The sequence below is a fragment of the Brassicibacter thermophilus genome, assembly GCF_055378355.1.
On the sequence record NZ_AP042446.1, the window covers coordinates 863,572 to 883,751 of the forward strand.

General features: G+C 30.0%; 19 protein-coding genes. 10 read left to right on the forward strand and 9 right to left on the reverse strand.

Going from position 1 to position 20,180, the window contains the following annotated elements; translation table 11 throughout:
- Nucleotides 1-51 precede the first annotated feature (51 nt).
- Genes ACZ41D_RS04125 through ACZ41D_RS04135 form a run of 3 tightly spaced genes read right to left on the reverse strand, consistent with a single transcriptional unit; the run spans nt 52 to nt 3,324 of the window.
- Nucleotides 52-1,263: a hypothetical protein gene (locus ACZ41D_RS04125; RefSeq protein WP_464152662.1), complete on the reverse strand. Its 1,212-nt coding sequence runs from the start codon at nt 1,261-1,263 to the stop codon at nt 52-54.
- Nucleotides 1,251-2,375 (reverse strand): DUF58 domain-containing protein, encoded by a 1,125-nt coding sequence (locus ACZ41D_RS04130; protein WP_464152663.1) that lies wholly within the window; start codon nt 2,373-2,375, stop codon nt 1,251-1,253. Before ACZ41D_RS04130 ends, ACZ41D_RS04125 begins: the two co-directional genes overlap by 13 nt.
- Nucleotides 2,376-2,379: 4 nt before the next feature.
- Nucleotides 2,380-3,324 (reverse strand): AAA family ATPase, encoded by a 945-nt coding sequence (locus ACZ41D_RS04135; protein WP_464152664.1) that lies wholly within the window; start codon nt 3,322-3,324, stop codon nt 2,380-2,382.
- A 403-nt stretch (nt 3,325-3,727) separates the two neighbouring features.
- Here ACZ41D_RS04135 and ACZ41D_RS04140 point away from each other — a divergent pair, with 403 nt between their 5' ends.
- The 6 genes from ACZ41D_RS04140 to ACZ41D_RS04165 all read left to right on the forward strand — a co-directional run bounded on the left by ACZ41D_RS04140 (nt 3,728) and on the right by ACZ41D_RS04165 (nt 11,035).
- Nucleotides 3,728-4,861, forward strand: a complete 1,134-nt coding sequence (locus ACZ41D_RS04140) for a DUF3798 domain-containing protein (protein ID WP_464152665.1) — start codon at nt 3,728-3,730, stop codon at nt 4,859-4,861.
- Nucleotides 4,862-4,966: 105 nt separating this feature from the next.
- Nucleotides 4,967-6,577, forward strand: coding sequence for a sugar ABC transporter ATP-binding protein (locus ACZ41D_RS04145; protein WP_464152666.1), 1,611 nt, complete (start codon nt 4,967-4,969; stop codon nt 6,575-6,577).
- A 2-nt stretch (nt 6,578-6,579) separates the two neighbouring features.
- Nucleotides 6,580-7,620: an ABC transporter permease subunit gene (locus ACZ41D_RS04150; protein WP_464152667.1), complete on the forward strand. Its 1,041-nt coding sequence runs from the start codon at nt 6,580-6,582 to the stop codon at nt 7,618-7,620.
- A 1-nt stretch (nt 7,621) separates the two neighbouring features.
- Nucleotides 7,622-8,926 carry an ABC transporter permease subunit gene (locus ACZ41D_RS04155; RefSeq protein ID WP_464152668.1) on the forward strand — a complete coding sequence of 435 codons (1,305 nt, stop codon included), beginning with the start codon at nt 7,622-7,624 and terminating at the stop codon, nt 8,924-8,926.
- Between the two features lie 347 nt (nt 8,927-9,273).
- Entirely contained in the window at nt 9,274-10,770 is a 1,497-nt protein-coding gene (gene hydG / locus ACZ41D_RS04160) for a [FeFe] hydrogenase H-cluster radical SAM maturase HydG (protein ID WP_464152669.1), read from the forward strand.
- Entirely contained in the window at nt 10,745-11,035 is a 291-nt protein-coding gene (locus ACZ41D_RS04165; protein ID WP_464152670.1) for a hypothetical protein, read from the forward strand. Before hydG ends, ACZ41D_RS04165 begins: the two co-directional genes overlap by 26 nt.
- Nucleotides 11,036-11,062: 27 nt before the next feature.
- Here ACZ41D_RS04165 and ACZ41D_RS04170 read toward each other — a convergent pair whose 3' ends face one another.
- The 3 genes from ACZ41D_RS04170 to ACZ41D_RS04180 all read right to left on the reverse strand — a co-directional run bounded on the left by ACZ41D_RS04170 (nt 11,063) and on the right by ACZ41D_RS04180 (nt 14,399).
- Nucleotides 11,063-12,199, reverse strand: coding sequence for a S1C family serine protease (locus ACZ41D_RS04170; RefSeq protein WP_464152671.1), 1,137 nt, complete (start codon nt 12,197-12,199; stop codon nt 11,063-11,065).
- Between the two features lie 75 nt (nt 12,200-12,274).
- A complete protein-coding gene (locus ACZ41D_RS04175) occupies nt 12,275-13,705 on the reverse strand; it encodes a sensor histidine kinase (protein ID WP_464152672.1) in 1,431 nt (476 codons plus the stop codon).
- A complete protein-coding gene (locus ACZ41D_RS04180) occupies nt 13,698-14,399 on the reverse strand; it encodes a response regulator (protein ID WP_464152673.1) in 702 nt (233 codons plus the stop codon). The genes ACZ41D_RS04175 and ACZ41D_RS04180 overlap by 8 nt, the downstream gene beginning before the upstream one ends.
- A gap of 116 nt (nt 14,400-14,515) precedes the next feature.
- Between ACZ41D_RS04180 and ACZ41D_RS04185 the strand changes: the two genes are divergently transcribed.
- From ACZ41D_RS04185 to ACZ41D_RS04200, 4 genes are all read left to right on the forward strand, one after another.
- A complete protein-coding gene (locus ACZ41D_RS04185) occupies nt 14,516-15,097 on the forward strand; it encodes an HD domain-containing protein (protein WP_464152674.1) in 582 nt (193 codons plus the stop codon).
- 185 nt (nt 15,098-15,282) lie between these two features.
- Nucleotides 15,283-15,624, forward strand: a complete 342-nt coding sequence (locus ACZ41D_RS04190) for a PadR family transcriptional regulator (protein ID WP_464152675.1) — start codon at nt 15,283-15,285, stop codon at nt 15,622-15,624.
- 3 nt (nt 15,625-15,627) lie between these two features.
- Nucleotides 15,628-16,323 carry a hypothetical protein gene (locus tag ACZ41D_RS04195; protein ID WP_464152676.1) on the forward strand — a complete coding sequence of 232 codons (696 nt, stop codon included), beginning with the start codon at nt 15,628-15,630 and terminating at the stop codon, nt 16,321-16,323.
- Nucleotides 16,324-16,397: 74 nt separating this feature from the next.
- A complete protein-coding gene (locus ACZ41D_RS04200) occupies nt 16,398-16,928 on the forward strand; it encodes an O-acetyl-ADP-ribose deacetylase (protein ID WP_464152677.1) in 531 nt (176 codons plus the stop codon).
- A 57-nt stretch (nt 16,929-16,985) separates the two neighbouring features.
- Here the strand turns inward: ACZ41D_RS04200 and ACZ41D_RS04205 are convergent, their stop codons facing one another.
- The 3 genes from ACZ41D_RS04205 to ACZ41D_RS04215 are packed head-to-tail and all read right to left on the reverse strand — an operon-like array spanning nt 16,986 to nt 20,172.
- Complete coding sequence (locus ACZ41D_RS04205) at nt 16,986-18,176, reverse strand: M20 family metallopeptidase (protein ID WP_464152678.1); 1,191 nt, start codon at nt 18,174-18,176, stop codon at nt 16,986-16,988.
- A gap of 19 nt (nt 18,177-18,195) precedes the next feature.
- Nucleotides 18,196-19,191, reverse strand: a complete 996-nt coding sequence (locus ACZ41D_RS04210; protein WP_464152679.1) for an ABC transporter ATP-binding protein — start codon at nt 19,189-19,191, stop codon at nt 18,196-18,198.
- Complete coding sequence (locus ACZ41D_RS04215; RefSeq protein WP_464152680.1) at nt 19,192-20,172, reverse strand: ABC transporter ATP-binding protein; 981 nt, start codon at nt 20,170-20,172, stop codon at nt 19,192-19,194.
- Nucleotides 20,173-20,180 lie beyond the last annotated feature (8 nt).

Consider the following 20,180-nt stretch of genomic DNA (forward strand, 5'->3'; position numbering starts at 1 on the left):
ACAAATTAATAGCAATTATGCGGTAATTATGCAATTTCCTCATTCTAACGGTTATTCTAATTTTTTATAGCTTTCTTTAAACTTTTCTAATTCTATTTCATTTGGGTCTATATTACCGTATCTTGTTTTTATGTATATCTCCCTAATCTTTTCAAGCTGTAATATATTGAATTTTTCCTTTGCTAACAGATTTATTTCTAGTGTAGTATTATATTTATTTATAAATATTTTTCGTTTTTTACATTTACTTAAAAATTTACTATAATAATATCGAATTAAATCTTTTTTATTTTTGGGTTTAAAAAATCTTCTTTTTTTTGTCTTTTTATTGTTTTTAGTAAAAATAAATTCTTTTTCTTCTATATATCCTTGTTTAATTACCACTTTATTTTGGTATCTTTTGGATAATTTTTTTATTATGTATATAGTTAAGAATATTAAAAATATAATTAACAACCATTTAAGTATTATTTTCAACACAATACTAAGTTGCTCATTAACTAGTGGAGTATATTTTTCTGAATCATAAAGTTCTGAATTTGATTGAATTTTTAGTTGGTTTTGACGTTGGCTGATTAAATTTTTAAGAAAATTTATAAGATTTTCAATCAAGTTTCCAAGTGGTTTTAATAAAAAAGCTAAGCAGTTAAATATTATATTTAAAACAAAAAGATAAGCAGCTTTTATACCAAGAATAACCATCTTCCAAAACTTTTTTACACTCAGTAAAAGAGAAATTAAAATAATTCCTATAGAGTATTTTAAGTTTTGCTTTCTAATTTCTTTTATATTTGTATAGTTTCTTAAATATTTTAAACTTCTAAACAATGCTATGCTAGATATAAAAAAGATTATCATAAAAAGAACAGAAACTTTACTGATCATATATGAAGTTTTAGTTATTAAGGAAAACAGGACTATTATTGCATAAACTATGTTTTTTAGCTTAAATGTTGAAAATGAAAAATTAATATAGTTAATTCCTTTATCTATGTAGAGATATACAATCACAGAAGAATAAATAAATAATATTAAAAATAAATCTTGCAAAAAAAGATTTAAAACAGGTATTATTAAAAAAACTGCAAAAGCATAGAATCTTTTTTTCTCTTTAAGATAAACTCCTAAAGCAATCATAGTAACTGTAACTATATATATTATGGTATATTTTATAGAAGTAAAACGGTAGTAAAAAAAATATGATAAAAAAGAAAATACAAAAGATAGTTTGTTAATTATTTCTAGTAATTTTAGTTCGAACATTTTTTTCTCCTTACATATTTGGTAATAGAAGGGTTTAATAAATCTAAATTTTCTTCAGATAGTGAAATTAAAATAAGCTTATTAGATTTTTTATTTAATATTTCAAATTGATTTAAGTAGCAATCAAAAACCTTTGGGGTAATTATAACATAAGTTTCATTTTTATTACTTCTATTAATGAGATTTTGCAGAAATATTTCGAACTCATTTGTTATACTATATTCAATCCTACCTAACATTTCAATTAAATACTCTAATCTGTTTGAACCTATTCCTGGATAAATCATGTTTTTATCCATATCCAGTCCAGAAATTCTAGCATTTGTAGCAAAACCATAAGGGATTTGTTTTGATTCTAACTCTTCTAATATTCCTCTAGATAGTGAGATGCATTCTTCTATACTTTTTCCATCGATGTTAGGCCAAAATGGCTTACCAGATTCTATATTTAATATGACTACTAATGTATTATTAATGGTAAAGTCAAAATTCTTTACCATTAACTTTCCATATTTCATAGAAGCATTCCAGTGTATATATTTTTGAGGTTCTCTTCCTGTATATTCTTTGATTCCTACAATCATCAAAGGATCATCTATTATCCATCTTTTAACGGATATATCTCCATTATAATCTCCAAAAGGTATAAGTGCATCTTTAGGTGGAAGAGATTTAGGTAAAACTACTATTTCTTGCATTTGTTCTATTTTTTTATACTTAGAGTTTATCCCTATAAAATCTTCAGCCATTAAGGTGGTAGATCTAAATATAAATCTTCCTCTTTCCCTACCCAACAATGTATAAGTCCTTTTTATTCTTTGATAGGGCAAGATAAATATATTAAAAACATGATAAGAAAGTTTTGATGTATTTGAGGTATTTGAATTGAAACTGTATTCTAAACCTTCAGGATAAGTTTCTAATATTTGCAAAAATGGTACAGAAATTAGTTTCTTATTTTCTATAGTAGAAATTACTTGAAATGGTTCATTTATTTCAACCTTATTTTTAGATAGCTCTCTATAATAGTCTAGTTTTTCTATTCCGTATATTTCTGTTAGTTTATTGAATATAAAAGTTAATACTACTAGTAGAATAAATATCCAAAGCATAGCTTTAAAACTCCTCTAAAGGAACTTGAACTTTTTTAAGAATATCTTCAATTATTTCTATAGATTTTTTCATTTTATTGCTTCCTTTTGCGTATATTCTATGATTAAATACATGAGGGGCTAATGTTTTAACATCCTCCGGTATTATAAAATCTCTACCATTTATAGCTGCATAACTTTGACAAGCTTTAAATAGAGCTATGCTACCTCTAGGGCTTATTCCAAGCTCAATATTTTTATTTGCTCTAGTCTCATTTACTATATCCATTATATAATTTAATACATCATCAGAAATAGTTACATTGGAGTAATTGTTGAATACATATTCTAATTCTTCAGCATTAATAATAGTTGTAAGAGATTCTATATTATTATTTGAATTATTGTTAAGTATTACTTTTTTTTCTTCATCTCTTTTAGGATACCCAATAGAAATTCTCATCATAAACCTATCCATTTGTGCTTCAGGAAGGGGAAAAGTACCATAAGTTTCTATAGGGTTTTGAGTAGCTAATACCATAAAAGGTATATTTAATTTTCTAGTTTCTCCATCTACAGTTATTTGTTTTTCTTCCATGGCTTCTAGTAAACTTGATTGGGTTCTAGGAGTAGCTCTATTTATTTCATCTCCTAATATAATATTTGCAAATATAGGTCCTTTCCTAAATTCAAAATTATTGGTTTTTTGATTATAATAATTTATTCCTGTAATATCTGATGGAAGTAAATCAGGGGTAAACTGGATTCTTTTAAATGAAAGGCCTAAGGTTTTTGCAAAGGACTTTACTAACATAGTTTTACCAACCCCTGGTATATCTTCTAGTAATATATGACCTCCTGATATGAAAGATACTATTAACAATTCTATTACTTCATTCTTACCAACAATGACTTTAGAAACATTATTCACAATTTTTTCTTTAAAATTTACAAAGACTTTTACATCCACAAAAATACCTCCTAGTGTTAGTTCATTATAATAATATTTCTATATATTCTTAAAAACTCCTCTTAATTTTCCATAGCTACAGTCTCCTTGAATATTATCTGTGAAATTTCTATAACTATTTTTCAAAAAAAGAAGGAATAAAAAGAAATGTATAGAATAGTTAATCATGTGGGAATATTAAGAAAAATTAGAAATATTAGAAAATTGCAAAAAAATATTTTTTTATGTCAAACAATGTCTTAATAAAGCTCTTAAAAATTGTGTAATTAAATAGGACATCTTTTCATAAATATTATAAAACACCTTGTTTTATTGTATTTCAAAGAAAGGAGGGACAAGACAAAGCGAGTAGAAAACTAACATGAATTAATATTTTATTAGAAAAATAAAGGGGGATTGAGAGATGGGTAAAAAGATCTTAGCATTATTATTAGTTGGTATATTGGTTTTAAGCTTAGTTGCTTGTGGTGACCAACAAACATCTAAACAAGAAGACAATTGGAAAATAGCTATAATGACTGGTACTGTTGTACAAAATGAAGAAGAATACAGAGCTGCACAAAATGTACTTGCAAAATACGGTGAAGAACACATAAAAGTTATGACTTACCCAGCTAAATTTATGGATGAACAAGAAACAACAATATCAAATGTTGTAAGTATGGTTTCAGATCCAGATGTTAAAGCGCTTATTTTTGTTCAAGCAGTTCCAGGAGCGTCTGCAGCAATAACTAAGGCTAGAGAGATTAATCCAGATTTATTGGTTATAGCTGGTGTTCCTGGTGAAGATCCTAAGATGATATCTGATAAAGCAGATCTAGTATTTGCAATGGATGAATTGTCAATGGGTACAACTATACCTAATCAAGCTAAAAAGCAAGGGGCTAAAAAACTTGTTCACTATTCTTTCCCAAGGCATATGTCTTATGCGCTTTTGTCAGCGAGAAGAGACATATTAAGGGAAACTTGTGAAGAAATAGGACTTGAATTTATAGATGCATCAGCTCCAGATCCAACTGGTGATGCAGGGGTATCAGGAGCACAACAGTTTATACTAGAAGATGTACCAAGAATGGTTGAAAAACACGGTAAAGATACTGCATTTTTCAGTACAAACTGTTCTATGCAGGTTCCTCTTATTAGTGCGTGCTTAGAAGAAGGAGCAATTTATCCACAACCTTGTTGCCCTTCTCCATACCATGGATTCCCTTCTGCATTAGGAATAGAAATTCCTGAAGATAAAAAGGGAGATATTGCATATATTACTGAAGAAATAAGAAAGAAGATAGCTGAAAAGGGAGGGACAGGTAGATTTTCAACTTGGCCAGTACCTTGTGCAATGATGTTTATCGAAGCAGGAGCAGAATATGCAAAAGCATGGATAGAGGGAGAAACTGATGGAAGAGTAGATATGAAAGTAGTGGAGGAAAAGTTTAAGGAATATGCCAATACTGACATTCAAATAACTACATTAGAAGAAGGCGGACAAAAATATGATAACTATTTTTTAGTATTACTTGACTATTTAAACTTTTAGTTTTAGAGGATATTTATAGTGTATTTTGAGCAGTAAGGTTACTTATTAGTAGCCTTACTGTATTTAAAATAGCTTAAACACAAGATCATAAGGTGGTGGTTGCAGGTGGAAGAAAAGTATACTCTTCAGATGAAAAATATTGAGAAAGAATATTATGGTAATAAAGTATTAAAGGGAGTCGACTTGTTTGTAAAACCTGGAGAGATACATGCATTAGTTGGAGAAAATGGTGCAGGAAAGTCAACGTTAATGAATATATTGTTTGGAATGCATGTAATACATTCTACAGGAGGATTTGATGGAGAAGTTATTCTTGATGGGGAAAAAATTAATATTAAAACACCAAATGAAGCTATGGAATATGGTATAGGTATGGTACATCAGGAATTTATGTTAATTCCTGGTTTTACATTAACAGAGAATATTAAACTAAATAGAGAAAAAACGAAGAAAAATATAATAAGTACTTTACTTGGAAGGAAAGGAGAAAAATTAAGAACATTAGATTATAATGCGATGAATAAGGATGCTAGAAAAGCATTGGATACTTTAGGATTGGATATAGAAGAGTGGGTGACTGTTGCAGGACTTCCAGTTGGTCATATGCAATTTGTAGAGATTGCTAGAGAAATAGATAAAATTGGAGTTAAGCTTTTAGTATTTGATGAACCTACAGCAGTTTTAACAGAAAGCGAAGCAAATAATTTAATTAAATCTATGAAAAAATTAGCTAGTAAAGGTATAGCTATTTTATTTATAACACATAGACTAGATGAAGTTATACAGGCTGCTGATAATATTACTGTTTTAAGAGATGGAGAATTAGTTGCTACGAAAAAAAAAGAAAATACAAGTATTGAAGAAATAGCTGAATTAATGGTTGGTAGGAAGATAAATTTAACTAGAGTTGAAGGAAACCTAGATTTAGACGAAAACAGAGAAACTATATTATCAATAAGAAATTTAGAAGTTAATATGCCTGGAGAAGAAGTGAAAGGTATTAATTTAGAAGTTAAAAAAGGAGAAATATTGGGTATTGGTGGACTTGCAGGACAGGGGAAAATAGGTATTGCAAATGGAATAATGGGGCTTTGTGAGTCTAGTGGTGAAGTTTATTTAAATGGAGAAAAATTGCATTTGAATAATCCTACAGAAGCTATTAAAAAAGGATTGGCCTTTGTATCTGAAGACAGGAGAGGAGTAGGATTACTGCTTGAATCATCTATAGAATATAATATTGTAGCTACAATCATACAGAGCAAAGGTAAATTTTTAAGAAAGTTCGGTATTTTCAACCAAATTGATAGAAAAGCTATAAGAAAACATGCTTTAAAGATGATTGAAGATTTAGATATTAGATGTACAGGTCCTGCTCAACCTGTTGGAAGATTAAGCGGAGGAAATCAACAAAAAGTATGTTTAGCAAGAGCTTTGACATTAGAGCCTAATATTTTATTTGTATCTGAACCAACTAGGGGTATAGATATAGGTGCTAAAAAAATAGTTTTAGATTTATTAGTAAAGCTTAATAAAGAAATGGGAATGACAATAGTTATGACATCAAGTGAATTAGCTGAACTTAGATCTATTTGTGATAGGATAGCTATTGTTTATAAAGGGGAAATAGCAGGAATACTCAAGCCAACTGATAGTGACGAGGATTTTGGGTTGATGATGGCTGGTCAATACTATAAAAAGGAGAATAAGGGGGCTTAAAGATGACTGAAACATTACGAGAATATACTAAAAAAGTTGGCCTTCCAAGAATCATAATTGCTAGTTTTTTTGTGATTTTATTCATTCTATCGATTATATTAAGATTGCCATTTTTAACTTTAATTTATCATACAATACGTAGATTTGGTATGTATGGGGTAATGGTGCTTGCAATGGTGCCTGCAATCCAAGCAGGTACAGGCCCTAACTTTGCATTACCAATAGGGATTATTTGCGGCCTTTTAGGAACACTTATTAGTATAGAAATGGGTTATGTAGGTTTGACGTGCTTTATAATGGCTATTTTGATTTCTCTGCCTTTTGCTATAATAACTGGTTTAGTATATGGAATGTTATTAAATAAAATAAAAGGATCAGAAATGCTTGTGGCAACTTATACCGGATTTTCAATTGTATCATTTATGTGTATCATGTGGATACTTCTACCATTTAAACACAAGGAAATGGTTTGGCCAATTGGTAAAGGACTTAGGGTAACTATTGCATTAGATTCAACTTTTGGAGAAATACTTAACAATTTTTGGGCATTTTATATTGGAGAAGTTAAGATACCTACAGGATTGTTACTATTCTTTTTTGTTTCCTGTTTCTTGGTGTGGATATTTTTTAGAAGTAAGTTAGGGCTTGCTATAAGTACAGCAGGAGAGAATCCTAAGTTTGCTATAGCATCAGGAATAAATGTAGACAGATGTAGAATTCTTGGCGTGATTTTGTCTACTGTTCTTGGAGCTATAGGAATAATTGTTTACGAGCAAAGTTATGGCTATCTTCAACTTTATGAAGCACCACTTATGATGGCTTTCCCTGCAGTTGCAGCAGTATTAATAGGAGGAGCTTCGGCTCGTAGAGCAAAAATATCTCATGCTATTTTAGGAGTATTTCTTTTTCAAGGATTATTAACTGTAGCATTACCTGTTGCAAATCAGGTTGTAAAAGAAGGTAATTTAGGAGAATGTTTGAGGATGATAGTCCAAAATGGAATTATTCTCTATGCTTTGACTAAAGTTGGGGGGGAAGAGTAGTATGGATGGAATTAATGATGTTAAGATTTTAGGAAAAGGTCAATATACTAAATCTGAGAAGATAAAAAAACTTTTAACCTCCCATAGTGTTACTATATTATTTGTAATAATATGTCTTATTGCTGTTAAAGTATCAAAATTGCCTATATATTTTGTTGTAAATTCATTAGTAACGAGAATAACAAGAAACTCATTTTTAGTTCTTGCATTGCTTATTCCAGTTATGGCTGGAATGGGGCTTAATTTTAGTATTACTGTAGGTGCTATGGCAGGGCAGATAGCAATAGTCATTGCAGCTTATTTTGGAATAGGTGGGTGGCAAGGTTTCTTGCTATGTGCTGTGATGGCTGCTCCGTTAGCTATTTTATTTGGTAATTTGACAGGTAGACTTTTGAATAAAACAAAAGGGAACGAAATGATAGCAGGCATGATAACAGGATACTTTGCAAATGGCCTTTATCAGTTTCTCTTCTTATTTGCCGCTGGAACAATTATTCCAATGCACCATGATGTTATAATGTTGAGTAGTGGTGTTGGCATTAGAAATACTATTGATTTGACTAAGCACGGTGGGCTTGCAAAATCTTTAGATAACATTTACCAATATCCATTTTTTAACTTGATATTGATTATTTCTATATGTGCTATTCTTTTTTCTTTATATAAAATTATTAAAGGAAAAGGAAAACAAAATTTTAATAAGGCTAAGAATGTATTTAGGTTTATATTAAGCCTATTAATTGCTATAGTATGTGCAGTATTGATTTTCAGTAATTCAATACCAAGTAATATTAAGGTTTTGAGTACTATAAAAGTACCAATGGTGACTGTATTAGTTATAGGTATATTAGCTTTATTTAACGTTTTAATATCTAAAACTAAACTGGGACAAGATTTTAGAACAGTTGGGCAAGATAAAGATATAGCAGAGGTTTCAGGTATAGATGTAAATAAAGTCAGAATACTAGCTATAACAATTTCTACAGTATTGGCAGCTTGGGGACAACTTATTTTCTTGCAAAACATGGGCGTAATGAATACCTATGGAAGTCATGTCCAAATAGCTTTATTTTCCATAGCTGCATTACTTGTTGGTGGAGCTTCTGCGTCAAAGGCTACTGTAGGGCAGGCCTTTTTAGGGGTAATATTATTCCATACTTTATTTATAGTGTCTCCTATGGCGGGTAAGGAGATGTTTGGCGACGCTATGATAGGTGAATTTTTTAGAGCCTTTGTGGCTTATGGGGTAATAGGTGTTTCTCTCGGCCTTCATGCATGGAAAAAAGCACATGGAAAAAATATTTGATAATATAGAATCGATTATATAATAAATACCATATGTGAAATTTAAATAGGGAAATTGCATAATAAGGTAATTTAATAAATTTTGCAAGTTTAAATTTTAACCTTGTAGTAATTATGCAATTTCCTCAATATATTGACTTTTAAAACAAAGATTGATACCATATAAATATAATAAATATTAAAATAATTCAATTTTTTAGAGAGAAATCTTTAAAAAATTGAGTAATAGAGGCAGCAATAGAAAAAAACTTTGCAGAAAAGAGTAATCTAATCTGTGAAGGGAATTTTTAAAAACTTTCCTTTGACGGAAAGTTTTTTGTTTTATTGGTAAAAAAAGGGGGTAGTAAAATGTCAAGAATGAATCCTAAAGAATGGGCAGCACAGGTAGTAAAGCAGGAAGAAATTGATAAGTATCTGATTAATGGCAAAGATTTTATTGATGAGGAATTAATTTTTAATAAGCTGTCAAACAATCAAAATCCAGACAAACAACGTATAAGAGATATTATAAAAAAATCTCTTTCAATAACTAGGTTAGACCCAGATGAAACAGCTGCTTTATTAAATGTAAAAGATGAAGATTTATGGGAAGAACTTTATGAAGCTGCTGATAAAGTAAAACGTAAAGTTTATGATAATAGAATTGTATTTTTTGCGCCATTGTATTGCAGTAATTTATGTGTAAATAGCTGCTTATATTGTGGATTTAGAAAAGAAAATCCTGAGGAAAAACGAAGAATTTTAGATATGGAAGAAATAAAAAGAGAAACTGAAGTAGTAGTAAATGAAGGGCATAAAAGAATGATTGTAGTTTATGGTGAACATCCGCTTTCCGATGCTGATTATATGGCTGAAACTATTAAGACTATATATAGTGTAAAGAAAAAAACAAGACATGGTTACGGTAATATTAGAAGAGTAAATGTAAATGCAGCTCCTATGAAAATTTCAGATTTACAAAAATTGTGGAAGGTAGGCATCGGAACTTTTCAAGTATTTCAGGAAACTTATAATAGAGAATTATATGCAAAATTACATCCAGCGGGACCAAAGTCTAATTATTTATGGAGATTATATTCATTGCATAGAGCTATGGATGCAGGTATTGATGATGTTGCAATAGGTGTATTATTTGGTTTATATGATTGGCGCTTTGAGGTTATGGGACTTTTATATCATACTATTGATTTGGAAAGACAATTTGGTATTGGACCACATACTATTTCTTTTCCTAGAATGACACCTGCAGTTGGCTCTGATTTTAGTACCAAATCAAAGTATTTAGTTAATGATGATGATTTAAAAAAATTAGTTACAGTATTGCGTTTATCGGTCCCATATACTGGATTAATTATAACTGCTAGAGAAAAACCTGAGGTAAGAAGAGAGGTAATAAGAGTTGGATGTACTCAGACAGATGCTTCTACTAGAATTGGTATAGGTGCATATAGTGAAAATACTAATCCTGAAACGGATAATTCTCAGCAATTTACGCTTGGTGATACGAGAAGATTAGATGATGTTATAAGAGAATTTGCAGAAATGGGACTGATTACTTCATTTTGTACTGCTGGATATAGATGCGGTAGGACTGGGGATAAAATAATGGGATTATTAAAAGGCTGTGTTGAAGGAAAGTTTTGCAAACTAAACGCAGTTCTTACTTTTAAAGAATATCTTGATGACTATGCTTCAGAGGAAACAAAACGAGTAGGAGAAAAAGTATTATTAAAAGAAATAGAAGAGATTAAAGCGACGCCTTTTTATCAGCAGCATAATTTAGTAGAAAAATTTAATGAATACTTTGAGGAGATTTCAAATGGAAAGAGAGATTTATACTTATAAAAGCTTAATTGATATTACTAAAGGTAAAAATCTAAAGGATAAATTAAACGATACTGCAGAATTTTTATATAGAAAATATAATGTAAAGATAAATTTTTGTGAGGTATTTGGCAATCGTTGGTCTTTTTATGCAGGTGACAATGATTTAATCACAATTCAAAAGCGTATAAAGATAACGGATAAAATAGGGATGATTATTGGAGAAAATAATTTAGATGAATGTATTTGGGATGAGATAATAGTAAATATAAAAAGAATAATTTAAAGGGTGCTATTTCTAGCACTCTTTAAATTATTCTGTAGGGGGCATTATATCAAGAGTAACATTAATGTTTTTATAATTTTTATTTCTATATACAGTAAGTGTAATAGTATCTCCAGGTTCATGATTTTCGATTATGTTGGATAAATCTGTAACAGTTTCTACTTTTTCACCATCTACTTTCGTTATGATATCGTCTACTTTAAGTCCTGATTTTTCAGCAGGGCTATTATAATATACTTTTGCCACATATATTCCCTTTGGTATATTGTAATCCTTAGATATCTGATCAGTAATATTAGTTATACCTATACCTATCCAAGACCTTTTAACATATCCATTTTGTATTAATTCATTTATTATTGGAAGTGCATCATTTATAGGAATTGCAAATCCCATCCCTTCAATATCTGTTGCAGAGAGTTTTACACTGTTAATTCCAATTATTTCTCCCCTTTCATTTACTAATGCTCCTCCACTATTGCCGGGATTAATAGCTGCATCTGTTTGAATAAGCTTCATATCTTTTTCACCTATAGATAGTTTACGATCTAAAGCGCTTATTATTCCGGCAGTAACAGTGCCAGAAAACTCTTCACCTGCAGGATTACCTATAGCTACTGCGAGCTCACCTACTTTTAGCTTATCTGAATCCCCAAATTCTCCAGCTGGTAAATTATCAGCATCTATTTTTATAACTGCAAGGTCTGTTTTTGAATCTTTTCCTAGCACTCTGCCTTTAAATTCCCTACCATCATGTAATGTTATTAATATTTCTGATGCTCCATCAATAACATGATTGTTTGTTATTATATAACCGTCTTCTCTGTATATTATGCCTGAACCTGTACCTTCATTAATGCTTTGAATCATAAAACCTGTGTTTAAATTAATCTTACTCTTTATCATTACTATTGAAGGCAGTACTTTTTCAGCAACGTCTACTACAGGGCTGGTATACCATTCCGTAACTTCTTCACTTTCTGAAGCAGCTTCTACAGGCTTTGTTGTATTCATGTTGACATTTAAAAAGCCGTACACAAATGTTCCACCAATTAACATTCCTATGATTACTGAAATTAATATAACATTTATTAATTTGCTTTTTTTATATTTTTTTTCAATATTATTTTGTTCATAAACAGTATTATCATTTAAATTGTCCATAATAAAACCTCCTTAATAATTGATTTATTGTTTGATTTTATTATAGACAATAAATTTGAAGAAATTATGAACAAATTATGAATTATGCATTTTTTCGTCTGCTAATTTTAAAGTAAAAGTAAATTTTGACCCTTTACCTAATTCGCTTTCGACCCATATTTTTTCGCTGTGATTTTTAAGTATTTGTTTTACTATAGACAGTCCTAAACCTGTACCTTTAACTTGTCTTGACCTAGATTTATCAGCTTTATAAAATCTATTCCAGATATTATTAAGTTCGTTTTCTGGGATTCCACATCCAGAATCTTTTATTGTTATTATAGCTTTTTTGTTATTTGTTTTTGTACTTATATGTAAGCTACCTTTTTTTTCAGTAAATTTTATCGCATTATCTATTAGATTTGATAATACTTGAGATATACTGTCTTTTTCAGCAATTACTATTAAAGGATCTTTTTCAAATGAAACGTCTATTTCTAGGTTTTTCTCTTCAATCTTATTACTGTATTTTATAATATTTCTTCTAATAAGTTCATTTATATCAAATTTACTTAAGTTTAGTGGACTTTTTCCTGATTCTATTCTAGATAAGTCTAAAAGGTTATTTATTAATTCACTAAGTCTTTCAGTTTCACTATATATTATATTTAAATATTCTTTTTTTCTATCAGGTGTTAACTTTATGTCCATAAGTCCTTTTACATATCCTTTAATTAATGTCAATGGAGACCTTAACTCGTGAGAAACATCTGCAATAAAGCCTTTTCTCATTTCTTCAAGTTTATCTAGTTCGCTAGCCATATGGTTAAATGATTCGGCAAGCTGGCCTATTTCGTCTTTTGATTTAATAGATACTCTTTTTTTAAATTCTCCTGAGGATATAATCTTTGTGATATTGTTGATTTCTAATATAGGTTTAGAAATTTTTTGTGAAACGATATATATTAAAATGACTGCTATTAATAAAGAAATAGTTATAGAAAAAAATATAATTCTATATACTTCACTTAAGGTATCGTTTATTTCACGAATTGGAGAGTGCATAAAAACTCCTGTTACAACTTCACCGTTAACAAATATAGGGATACCTACTGTCATAACAGGACTTTCAAAATAATCATCATATGAACCTCTTTTAGTAATTATGTTCCCCTTAAGTACATTTATTATATCACTTTGAGATAGCTGTCTTCCTATCCATTTAGTTTCAGTTTTACTAGAAACACCATATACATATCCTAATTTATCTATAACCCAAATCTTTGCATTGAGGTATTTTTCAATTGCTTCTAGCTCAGTACTTAGTTTTTCGTATTTTACTTGATTATTAAGATATTTTATGATTGTAGAGTTTAGATTTTTACCTTCACTAATAAGAGCTTCACTTTTTTTATCAAAATAATAATTTTCAAGCATTTTAACCATTGAAGTGGAAAGTATGGTAAAGCTAAGGAGTATGACTATTAAATATACAAAAGTTAATTTTTTGAATACGGAGTTAAACATTTTTTTTCACCTCGAATTTGTATCCTACTCCCCAAACTGTTTTTATTTCATATTTGTCTTGAATATTTTTTAATTTTTCTCTTAATCTTTTGATGTGTACATCAACAGTTCTAGTATCGCCATAAAAATCATATCCCCATATTTGTTCTATAAGCTGTTCTCTTGTAAAGAGTTTATTTGGGTGAGAGGCAAGGAAATATAAAAGTTCCATTTCCTTTTTTGGAAGTTGTATTACATCGTCTATTACTTTTATGCTAAAATCATCCATGTTTATAGCTAAATCAGGGAAAATAATTTCATCTTGATTATTGAGGTTTATAGGATACACTCTTCTTAAAACGGCCCTAATTCTTGCTATTAGTTCTTCAGGGTCGAAGGGTTTGACTATATAATCATCAGCACCAAGTCTGAGGCCTAGAACTTTATCAAAGGTTTCACCTTTTGCAGTTAGCATAATTATAGGTATGTTGCTTATTTTTTTAATCTCTCTACATACGTCATATCCATCCATCTTGGGAAGCATTATGTCTAGTATAACTAGTTTTGGCATTTCTTTTTTAAAAACCTTAATAGCTTCTTCACCGTCATATGCTTTAACGACTTTGAATTTTTCTTTTTCTAAAAATATTTCTATAAGCTTGCATATTTCAATATCATCATCAACAACTAATATTTTATCAGCAGCATTTGACATATTATCAACTCCTAAACAAATTTAGTATTGATAGCTTGACAATAGCTATCTTTATACCTATTATATATGATATAAGAAAATTCTAACAATAATATTAAGAAAGAAGGGATTTAATTTTGGACAAAACTATACCAACTAGGAAGCAGGCTTATGAGCTTTTAAGGGAATACAATAAAAGTGATAGCTTGATAAAGCACGCTTTAGCAGTTGAGGCTGTAATGTTACATTTTGCTGAGTTATTTAATGAAGACGATAAAGAAAAATGGGGTATTATAGGATTAGTTCATGACCTTGATTATGAAATGTATCCTGACGAACATTGCAAGAAGACAAGAGAAATACTAACAGAGAAAAATTGGCCAGAAGATTATATACATGCTATAGTAAGCCATGGGTGGAAGCTTTGTTCAGATGTAGAGCCAGTTGAAAGAATGGAAAAAGTTTTGTATACTATTGACGAATTAACAGGCCTAATTACAGCTACTGCTTTAATGCGTCCAAGTAAAAGTATATTAGATATGACAGTAAAATCAGTTAAAAAGAAATGGAAACAGAAGAGTTTTGCAGCAGGGGTAAATAGGGAAGTAATTAAAGAAGGCGCAGAAATGTTAGGGATGGAACTAAATGAAGTCATAGAAGAAACTATTAAAGGAATGCAAAAGGTAGCAGAGGATATTGGATTAAAAGGAAATTTATAGCGAGTTTGATATAGCAAGTTAGGTAGCAAGTTAGGGACGGTTCCGATGTATATATCATCGGAACCGTCCCTAATTTTTATCGATAATTTTTACTAATTTTTATTCAAAAAATACTTGCATTATTAAATAATTAGTGTAATACTATATTTAGTAATACAAAATATTATGTGATAGGAGGTGAAGTGTTGAGTGGAATTAATAAACAGCTAAAAAAAGGTGTTCTTGAGATTCTTATATTAAAGCTTATAAGCTGTCAGGACATGTACGGATATGAACTAATTCAGGTTATGGAAGAGAAGAGCAAAGGATATTTTAAGCTTAAGGAAGGTTCACTTTATCCGATACTATATAGGCTTGAAGATGAGGAATTAATAGAAAGCTATTGGAATAAGGATAATGCTAGGAGAACTGTACCTAGAAAATATTATAAAATAACTAAAAAAGGAAATGCAGTTTTGGATGTATATATTAGTGAATGGAAGGAATTTTTAACAGCTACTAAAAATATTCTAGACGAGGAGGGATAATTGATGGTTAAGTCAAGCTATGAGAGATATATCAATTCAGTGGTGAATAGTATTAGATGTAAAAGGAGTACTAAGAAAAAAATAAAAGAAGATTTACTAAGCCATATACAGGTAAAAGCACAGGAAACTGGTGAAAATGACCCTTGGAAACTGATGGGAGATCCATATGAAGTTGCTAAAGAATTTAGGGAAAATCTAGATATTAAGGAAGCCTATGAATATGAATATATTTCAGAAACTAGGATACTTGGATGGCCATTAGTTCATATAAATTATAAAAGAAATGGATTTGCAAGGGGTATTATTGCTATAGGTAGCGTTTCAGTAGGAGTTATAAGCTTAGGGGGCATTTCTATTGGGCTATTATCTTTAGGAGGGATGTCTTTAGGACTGCTATTATCTTTAGGAGGGGTTTCAGGTTCACTAGGTATTGCAGCAGGTGGGTTCGCTACAAGTTATTATTTAGCATTAGGGGGTGCAGCTATTGCAAAGCATTTTGCTTTGGGAGGATATGCTCAAGCTAATGTAGCTATTGGTGGTATAGTTAGAGGAATAGTAGGTATTTATAATACTAAGGGTACTGGCGATGTAATGATGAAAATACCTGTAGATAAAGGTTTATTTTTTAAAGAAGTACGAAAATTATACCCTAATATTGATAATTTAACTTTAAAAATATTAAAGTTTTTTATTAGGTGAAGAATCTGCATGATAATAAAAATGTTAAAGATATATCTTTATAGATATAACAAATAATAGGAGGGGTTATATTTATGAGTTTAAATTCACTTAAAGATAGGATTAAAGTAATAAAAGGAGATATAACTAAAATTTCTGTAGATGCAATTGTAAATGCTGCTAATAATAGTTTACTGGGTGGTGGAGGTGTTGATGGAGCAATACATAAAGCTGGAGGAAAGGCTATACTAGAAGAATGTAAAAAAATAAGAGACAAACAAGGTGGGTGTAAAACAGGAGAGGCTGTTATAACTACTGCAGGTAATTTAAATGCTAAGTACGTTATCCATACAGTTGGGCCTATTTGGCATAATGGAAAAAATGATGAAGAACGTTTATTGGCTAATTGCTATAAGAATAGCCTTAAATTAGCTGTAGAAAACAAAATTAAAACTATTGCTTTTCCTAACATAAGTACAGGTGTTTATAGATTTCCTAAAGAATTAGCTGCTAAAATTGCTATAAAAGAAGTAAAGCAATTTCTTGAAAAGGATAATACAATAGATGAAGTAATCTTTGTATGTTTTAGCGATGAAAATTATAAATTGTATTGTAATCTTATTTAAAAATAACAAAAATTCAAGGTAGAACCTGAAGGGGGAAAACAGTTCTACCTTGAATTTTTATTCTAAATCAAACTTAGAGTATTTTGGCACAGTTTTATTAAATTCATCATAGATGTTTTTTCTTAAGTTTTCATCATTAAATATATCAAATGCAGTTAATGCTAAAGCCTTTGCTCCTTTTAACATTTGCATATGAGCTTTATCAGTTATAGATGCATGGGTAAAATCTATAGAATGGCTGTTTATTCCTGGTTCAGCTATTTTAATATAGGAATGTATAGTTGGTACTATAAGACTGACATTTCCTATATCTGACGAACCGTATTTCATGTTTGGTTTAGGATACTCCATGATTTCATCAAATTGTGCAATGTTTTCTTTAAGCTTCTCATCAATACATCTATTTGGATATCTTTCAGAATAAACGAGAGTTTTAGTAATTTGTGCTTTTGCTCCCGTAAGATCTTCAATAGCTTTTACAATGCGTTCTATGTTATTAACGACAATTTTTAAATCACTAACGGTGTCTGCTCTAACACTAAAGCTACATGATGCATAGTCAGGAATAACATTTGGAGCTTTCCCTCCATTAGTTATTATACCGTTAATATTAGTTTTTAGAGGAAGAAGTGCTCTTATATGATCTATGCAATTAAATGTTTGTATTACTGCCTGTAAAGCGTTGATACCATCTTCAGGAGAAGATGAGTGGGCGGATTTACCGTAATAATCTATTGTTACTTTTCTAGTTGCTAGTCCACCTCTACATATAAGGTTTGATGTACTAGGATGTAGCATCAAGGCGTAGTCAATATCATCAAATACACCATTGTTAACCATTATTACTTTTCCACCGCCACCTTCTTCAGCGGGTGTTCCTAAAACGACAATATTACCATTTATTTCATTAGCAATCTTACTTAAACCTATTGCTGCACCAGTAGACATAGCAGCGATTAAGTTATGTCCACAACCATGTCCTATTTCTGGTAGAGCATCATATTCAGCTATAAAAGCTATGGTAGGACCTTCTTTTTTTCCTTTATATTCGGCTCTAAAAGCTGTTTTAAGTCCAGCTATTTCTTTTTCTATCATAAAACCATGTTTATTAAGTAAAGATGTTATATTATAAACTGCATTATATTCGTTAAAAGCAAGTTCAGGTTTTTCGTGAATTTTTTTGCTTAAATCAATAAGTTCATCTTTAACTTTTTCTATTTCATCAATAATTTTTTGTTTTAATGTCATAAAACTCCCACCTTATAATTTAATAAAGATGACATAATATAAAATGACCTTTTTCAACTTCTTTTTCCATAGGCATTTCTTCTTTGCAAATTGGTTTAGAATATGGACATCTTTCGTGAAAATAGCACCCACTAGGTAAATTAATTGCACTTGGTATTTCACCTTCAATACCTTTAGAATTTTTAAGATTTGTGCCTGAGAGTTTGGGTACTGCTGAAAACAAAGCTTGAGTATATGGATGCAGAGGATTATTAAATATATGATTTTTACTGCCTTTTTCAACAATTTTACCTAAATACATGACTCCTAAATCATCTGTGATATGTTTTACTACAGATAAATCATGTGCTATAAATAAATAAGAGAAATTATATTCATCTTTTAAGTCCATAAGTAAATTTAATATTTGAGCTTGAATAGATACATCAAGTGCAGATACTGGTTCATCAGCAATAATGAATTCTGGCTCAACTGCTAAAGCTCTTGCTATTCCTATTCTTTGCCTTTGACCACCACTAAATTGATGAGGGAATCTTGTTGCCTGTTCAGGTCTTATTCCGACTTTTTCTAATATTTCTAAAGCTTTTTCTCTTGCTTCATTTTGCGAATTTGCAACTTTATGAAACAACATGGGCTCTGTTAAGATATCAATGATTTTTTGTCTTGGATTTAATGAAGCATATGGGTCTTGAAATATCATTTGCATTTTTTTTCTGTACTTGAGCATTTTGGTTCCGTTGAGATTAGTTATATCTGTTTCTTTAAATTTTATAGTTCCACCTTTAGGTTCAATAAGTTTAATAATAGTTCTTGCAGTAGTCGATTTTCCACACCCCGATTCTCCAACAAGACTATAAACTTTTCCTTTACTTATACTAAATGAGATATCGTTTACTGCATTTACAATGCGTTCTTCTTTTATAAATTTTCCGTTTCTAAATTTTATTTTATCTAGTATTCCTTTATTAAGATCAAATTTTTGTACAAGATTTTTTACTTCAAGTACTGTTTCCATTTATTTCACCTCCTTTGTTAATGGGAAGTGGCATGCAACATAATGACCTTTATTAACTTCTATAAGTTCAGGTTCTTTTTCTATACATATATCTTTACAATATTTACATCTAGGAGAGAAATTACAACCTTTAGGTAGATTAAACATATTAGGAACAATACCTGGTATTGCTTCTAACCTTTTTTTCTCCTTATCAAGATCTGGAATAGAGTTGATTAGTCCTTCAGTATAAGGATGTTTATGATTATATACTATAGTTTTGGTATTTCCAGTTTCTACAATTTTTCCACAATACATTACGTTTATTCTATCAGCTATTTCCGATATTACTGCTAAATCATGAGTAATAAGCATTAGTGCGCAACCTTGCTCCTTTACAAGGTTTGTCATTAACTTTAAAATTTGTGCTTGTATAGTAACATCTAAGGCAGTCGTAGGTTCATCGGCTATTATAAGCTTTGGATTTGCTGCTAGAGCGATAGCTATTACTACTCTTTGCCTCATACCACCACTAAATTGATGAGGATAGCTCTTAAGCCTGCTTTCAGGATTTGAAATGCCAACTGCTTCTAATAATTCGATACATCTTTGTTTTCTTTGATTTTTTGTTAAATTTTCATGAAGTATTAGTACTTCTTCCATTTGTTGACCTATTGTATAGACTGGATTTAAAGAAGTCATAGGATCTTGAAAAACCATAGCAATATCTTTGCCTCTAATTTTATTCATTTCACTTTCAGATTTCTTCATTAAATCTTCGCCATTAAATATTATTTCACCAGATTCAATTTTCCCTGGTTCTTCTATAAGACGTATTATTGAAAAGCCAGTTATAGATTTACCTCCTCCAGATTCACCTACAACACCTAGTATTTCACCTTCATGTATATCAAAGCTTATATTATCAACAGCTTTTACTATTCCTTTAAAAGTGTGAAAATAGGTTCTTAGGTTCTTAACTTCTAGTAGCTTTTTCTTCATTTTATCAC

Excerpts from the sequence above, each read along its gene's own strand:
- ACZ41D_RS04125 (WP_464152662.1), bottom strand. The coding sequence starts at position 1,263 with ATGTTCGAACTAAAATTACTAGAAATAATTAACAAACTATCTTTTGTA.
- ACZ41D_RS04130 (WP_464152663.1), bottom strand. The coding sequence starts at position 2,375 with ATGCTTTGGATATTTATTCTACTAGTAGTATTAACTTTTATATTCAAT.
- ACZ41D_RS04140 (WP_464152665.1), top strand. The coding sequence starts at position 3,728 with ATGGGTAAAAAGATCTTAGCATTATTATTAGTTGGTATATTGGTTTTA.
- ACZ41D_RS04150 (WP_464152667.1), top strand. The coding sequence starts at position 6,580 with ATGACTGAAACATTACGAGAATATACTAAAAAAGTTGGCCTTCCAAGA.
- ACZ41D_RS04155 (WP_464152668.1), top strand. The coding sequence starts at position 7,622 with ATGGATGGAATTAATGATGTTAAGATTTTAGGAAAAGGTCAATATACT.
- hydG (WP_464152669.1), top strand. The coding sequence starts at position 9,274 with ATGTCAAGAATGAATCCTAAAGAATGGGCAGCACAGGTAGTAAAGCAG.
- ACZ41D_RS04165 (WP_464152670.1), top strand. The coding sequence starts at position 10,745 with ATGGAAAGAGAGATTTATACTTATAAAAGCTTAATTGATATTACTAAA.
- ACZ41D_RS04170 (WP_464152671.1), bottom strand. The coding sequence starts at position 12,199 with ATGGACAATTTAAATGATAATACTGTTTATGAACAAAATAATATTGAA.
- ACZ41D_RS04175 (WP_464152672.1), bottom strand. The coding sequence starts at position 13,705 with ATGTTTAACTCCGTATTCAAAAAATTAACTTTTGTATATTTAATAGTC.
- ACZ41D_RS04180 (WP_464152673.1), bottom strand. The coding sequence starts at position 14,399 with ATGTCAAATGCTGCTGATAAAATATTAGTTGTTGATGATGATATTGAA.
- ACZ41D_RS04195 (WP_464152676.1), top strand. The coding sequence starts at position 15,628 with ATGGTTAAGTCAAGCTATGAGAGATATATCAATTCAGTGGTGAATAGT.
- ACZ41D_RS04200 (WP_464152677.1), top strand. The coding sequence starts at position 16,398 with ATGAGTTTAAATTCACTTAAAGATAGGATTAAAGTAATAAAAGGAGAT.
- ACZ41D_RS04205 (WP_464152678.1), bottom strand. The coding sequence starts at position 18,176 with ATGACATTAAAACAAAAAATTATTGATGAAATAGAAAAAGTTAAAGAT.
- ACZ41D_RS04210 (WP_464152679.1), bottom strand. The coding sequence starts at position 19,191 with ATGGAAACAGTACTTGAAGTAAAAAATCTTGTACAAAAATTTGATCTT.
- ACZ41D_RS04215 (WP_464152680.1), bottom strand. The coding sequence starts at position 20,172 with ATGAAGAAAAAGCTACTAGAAGTTAAGAACCTAAGAACCTATTTTCAC.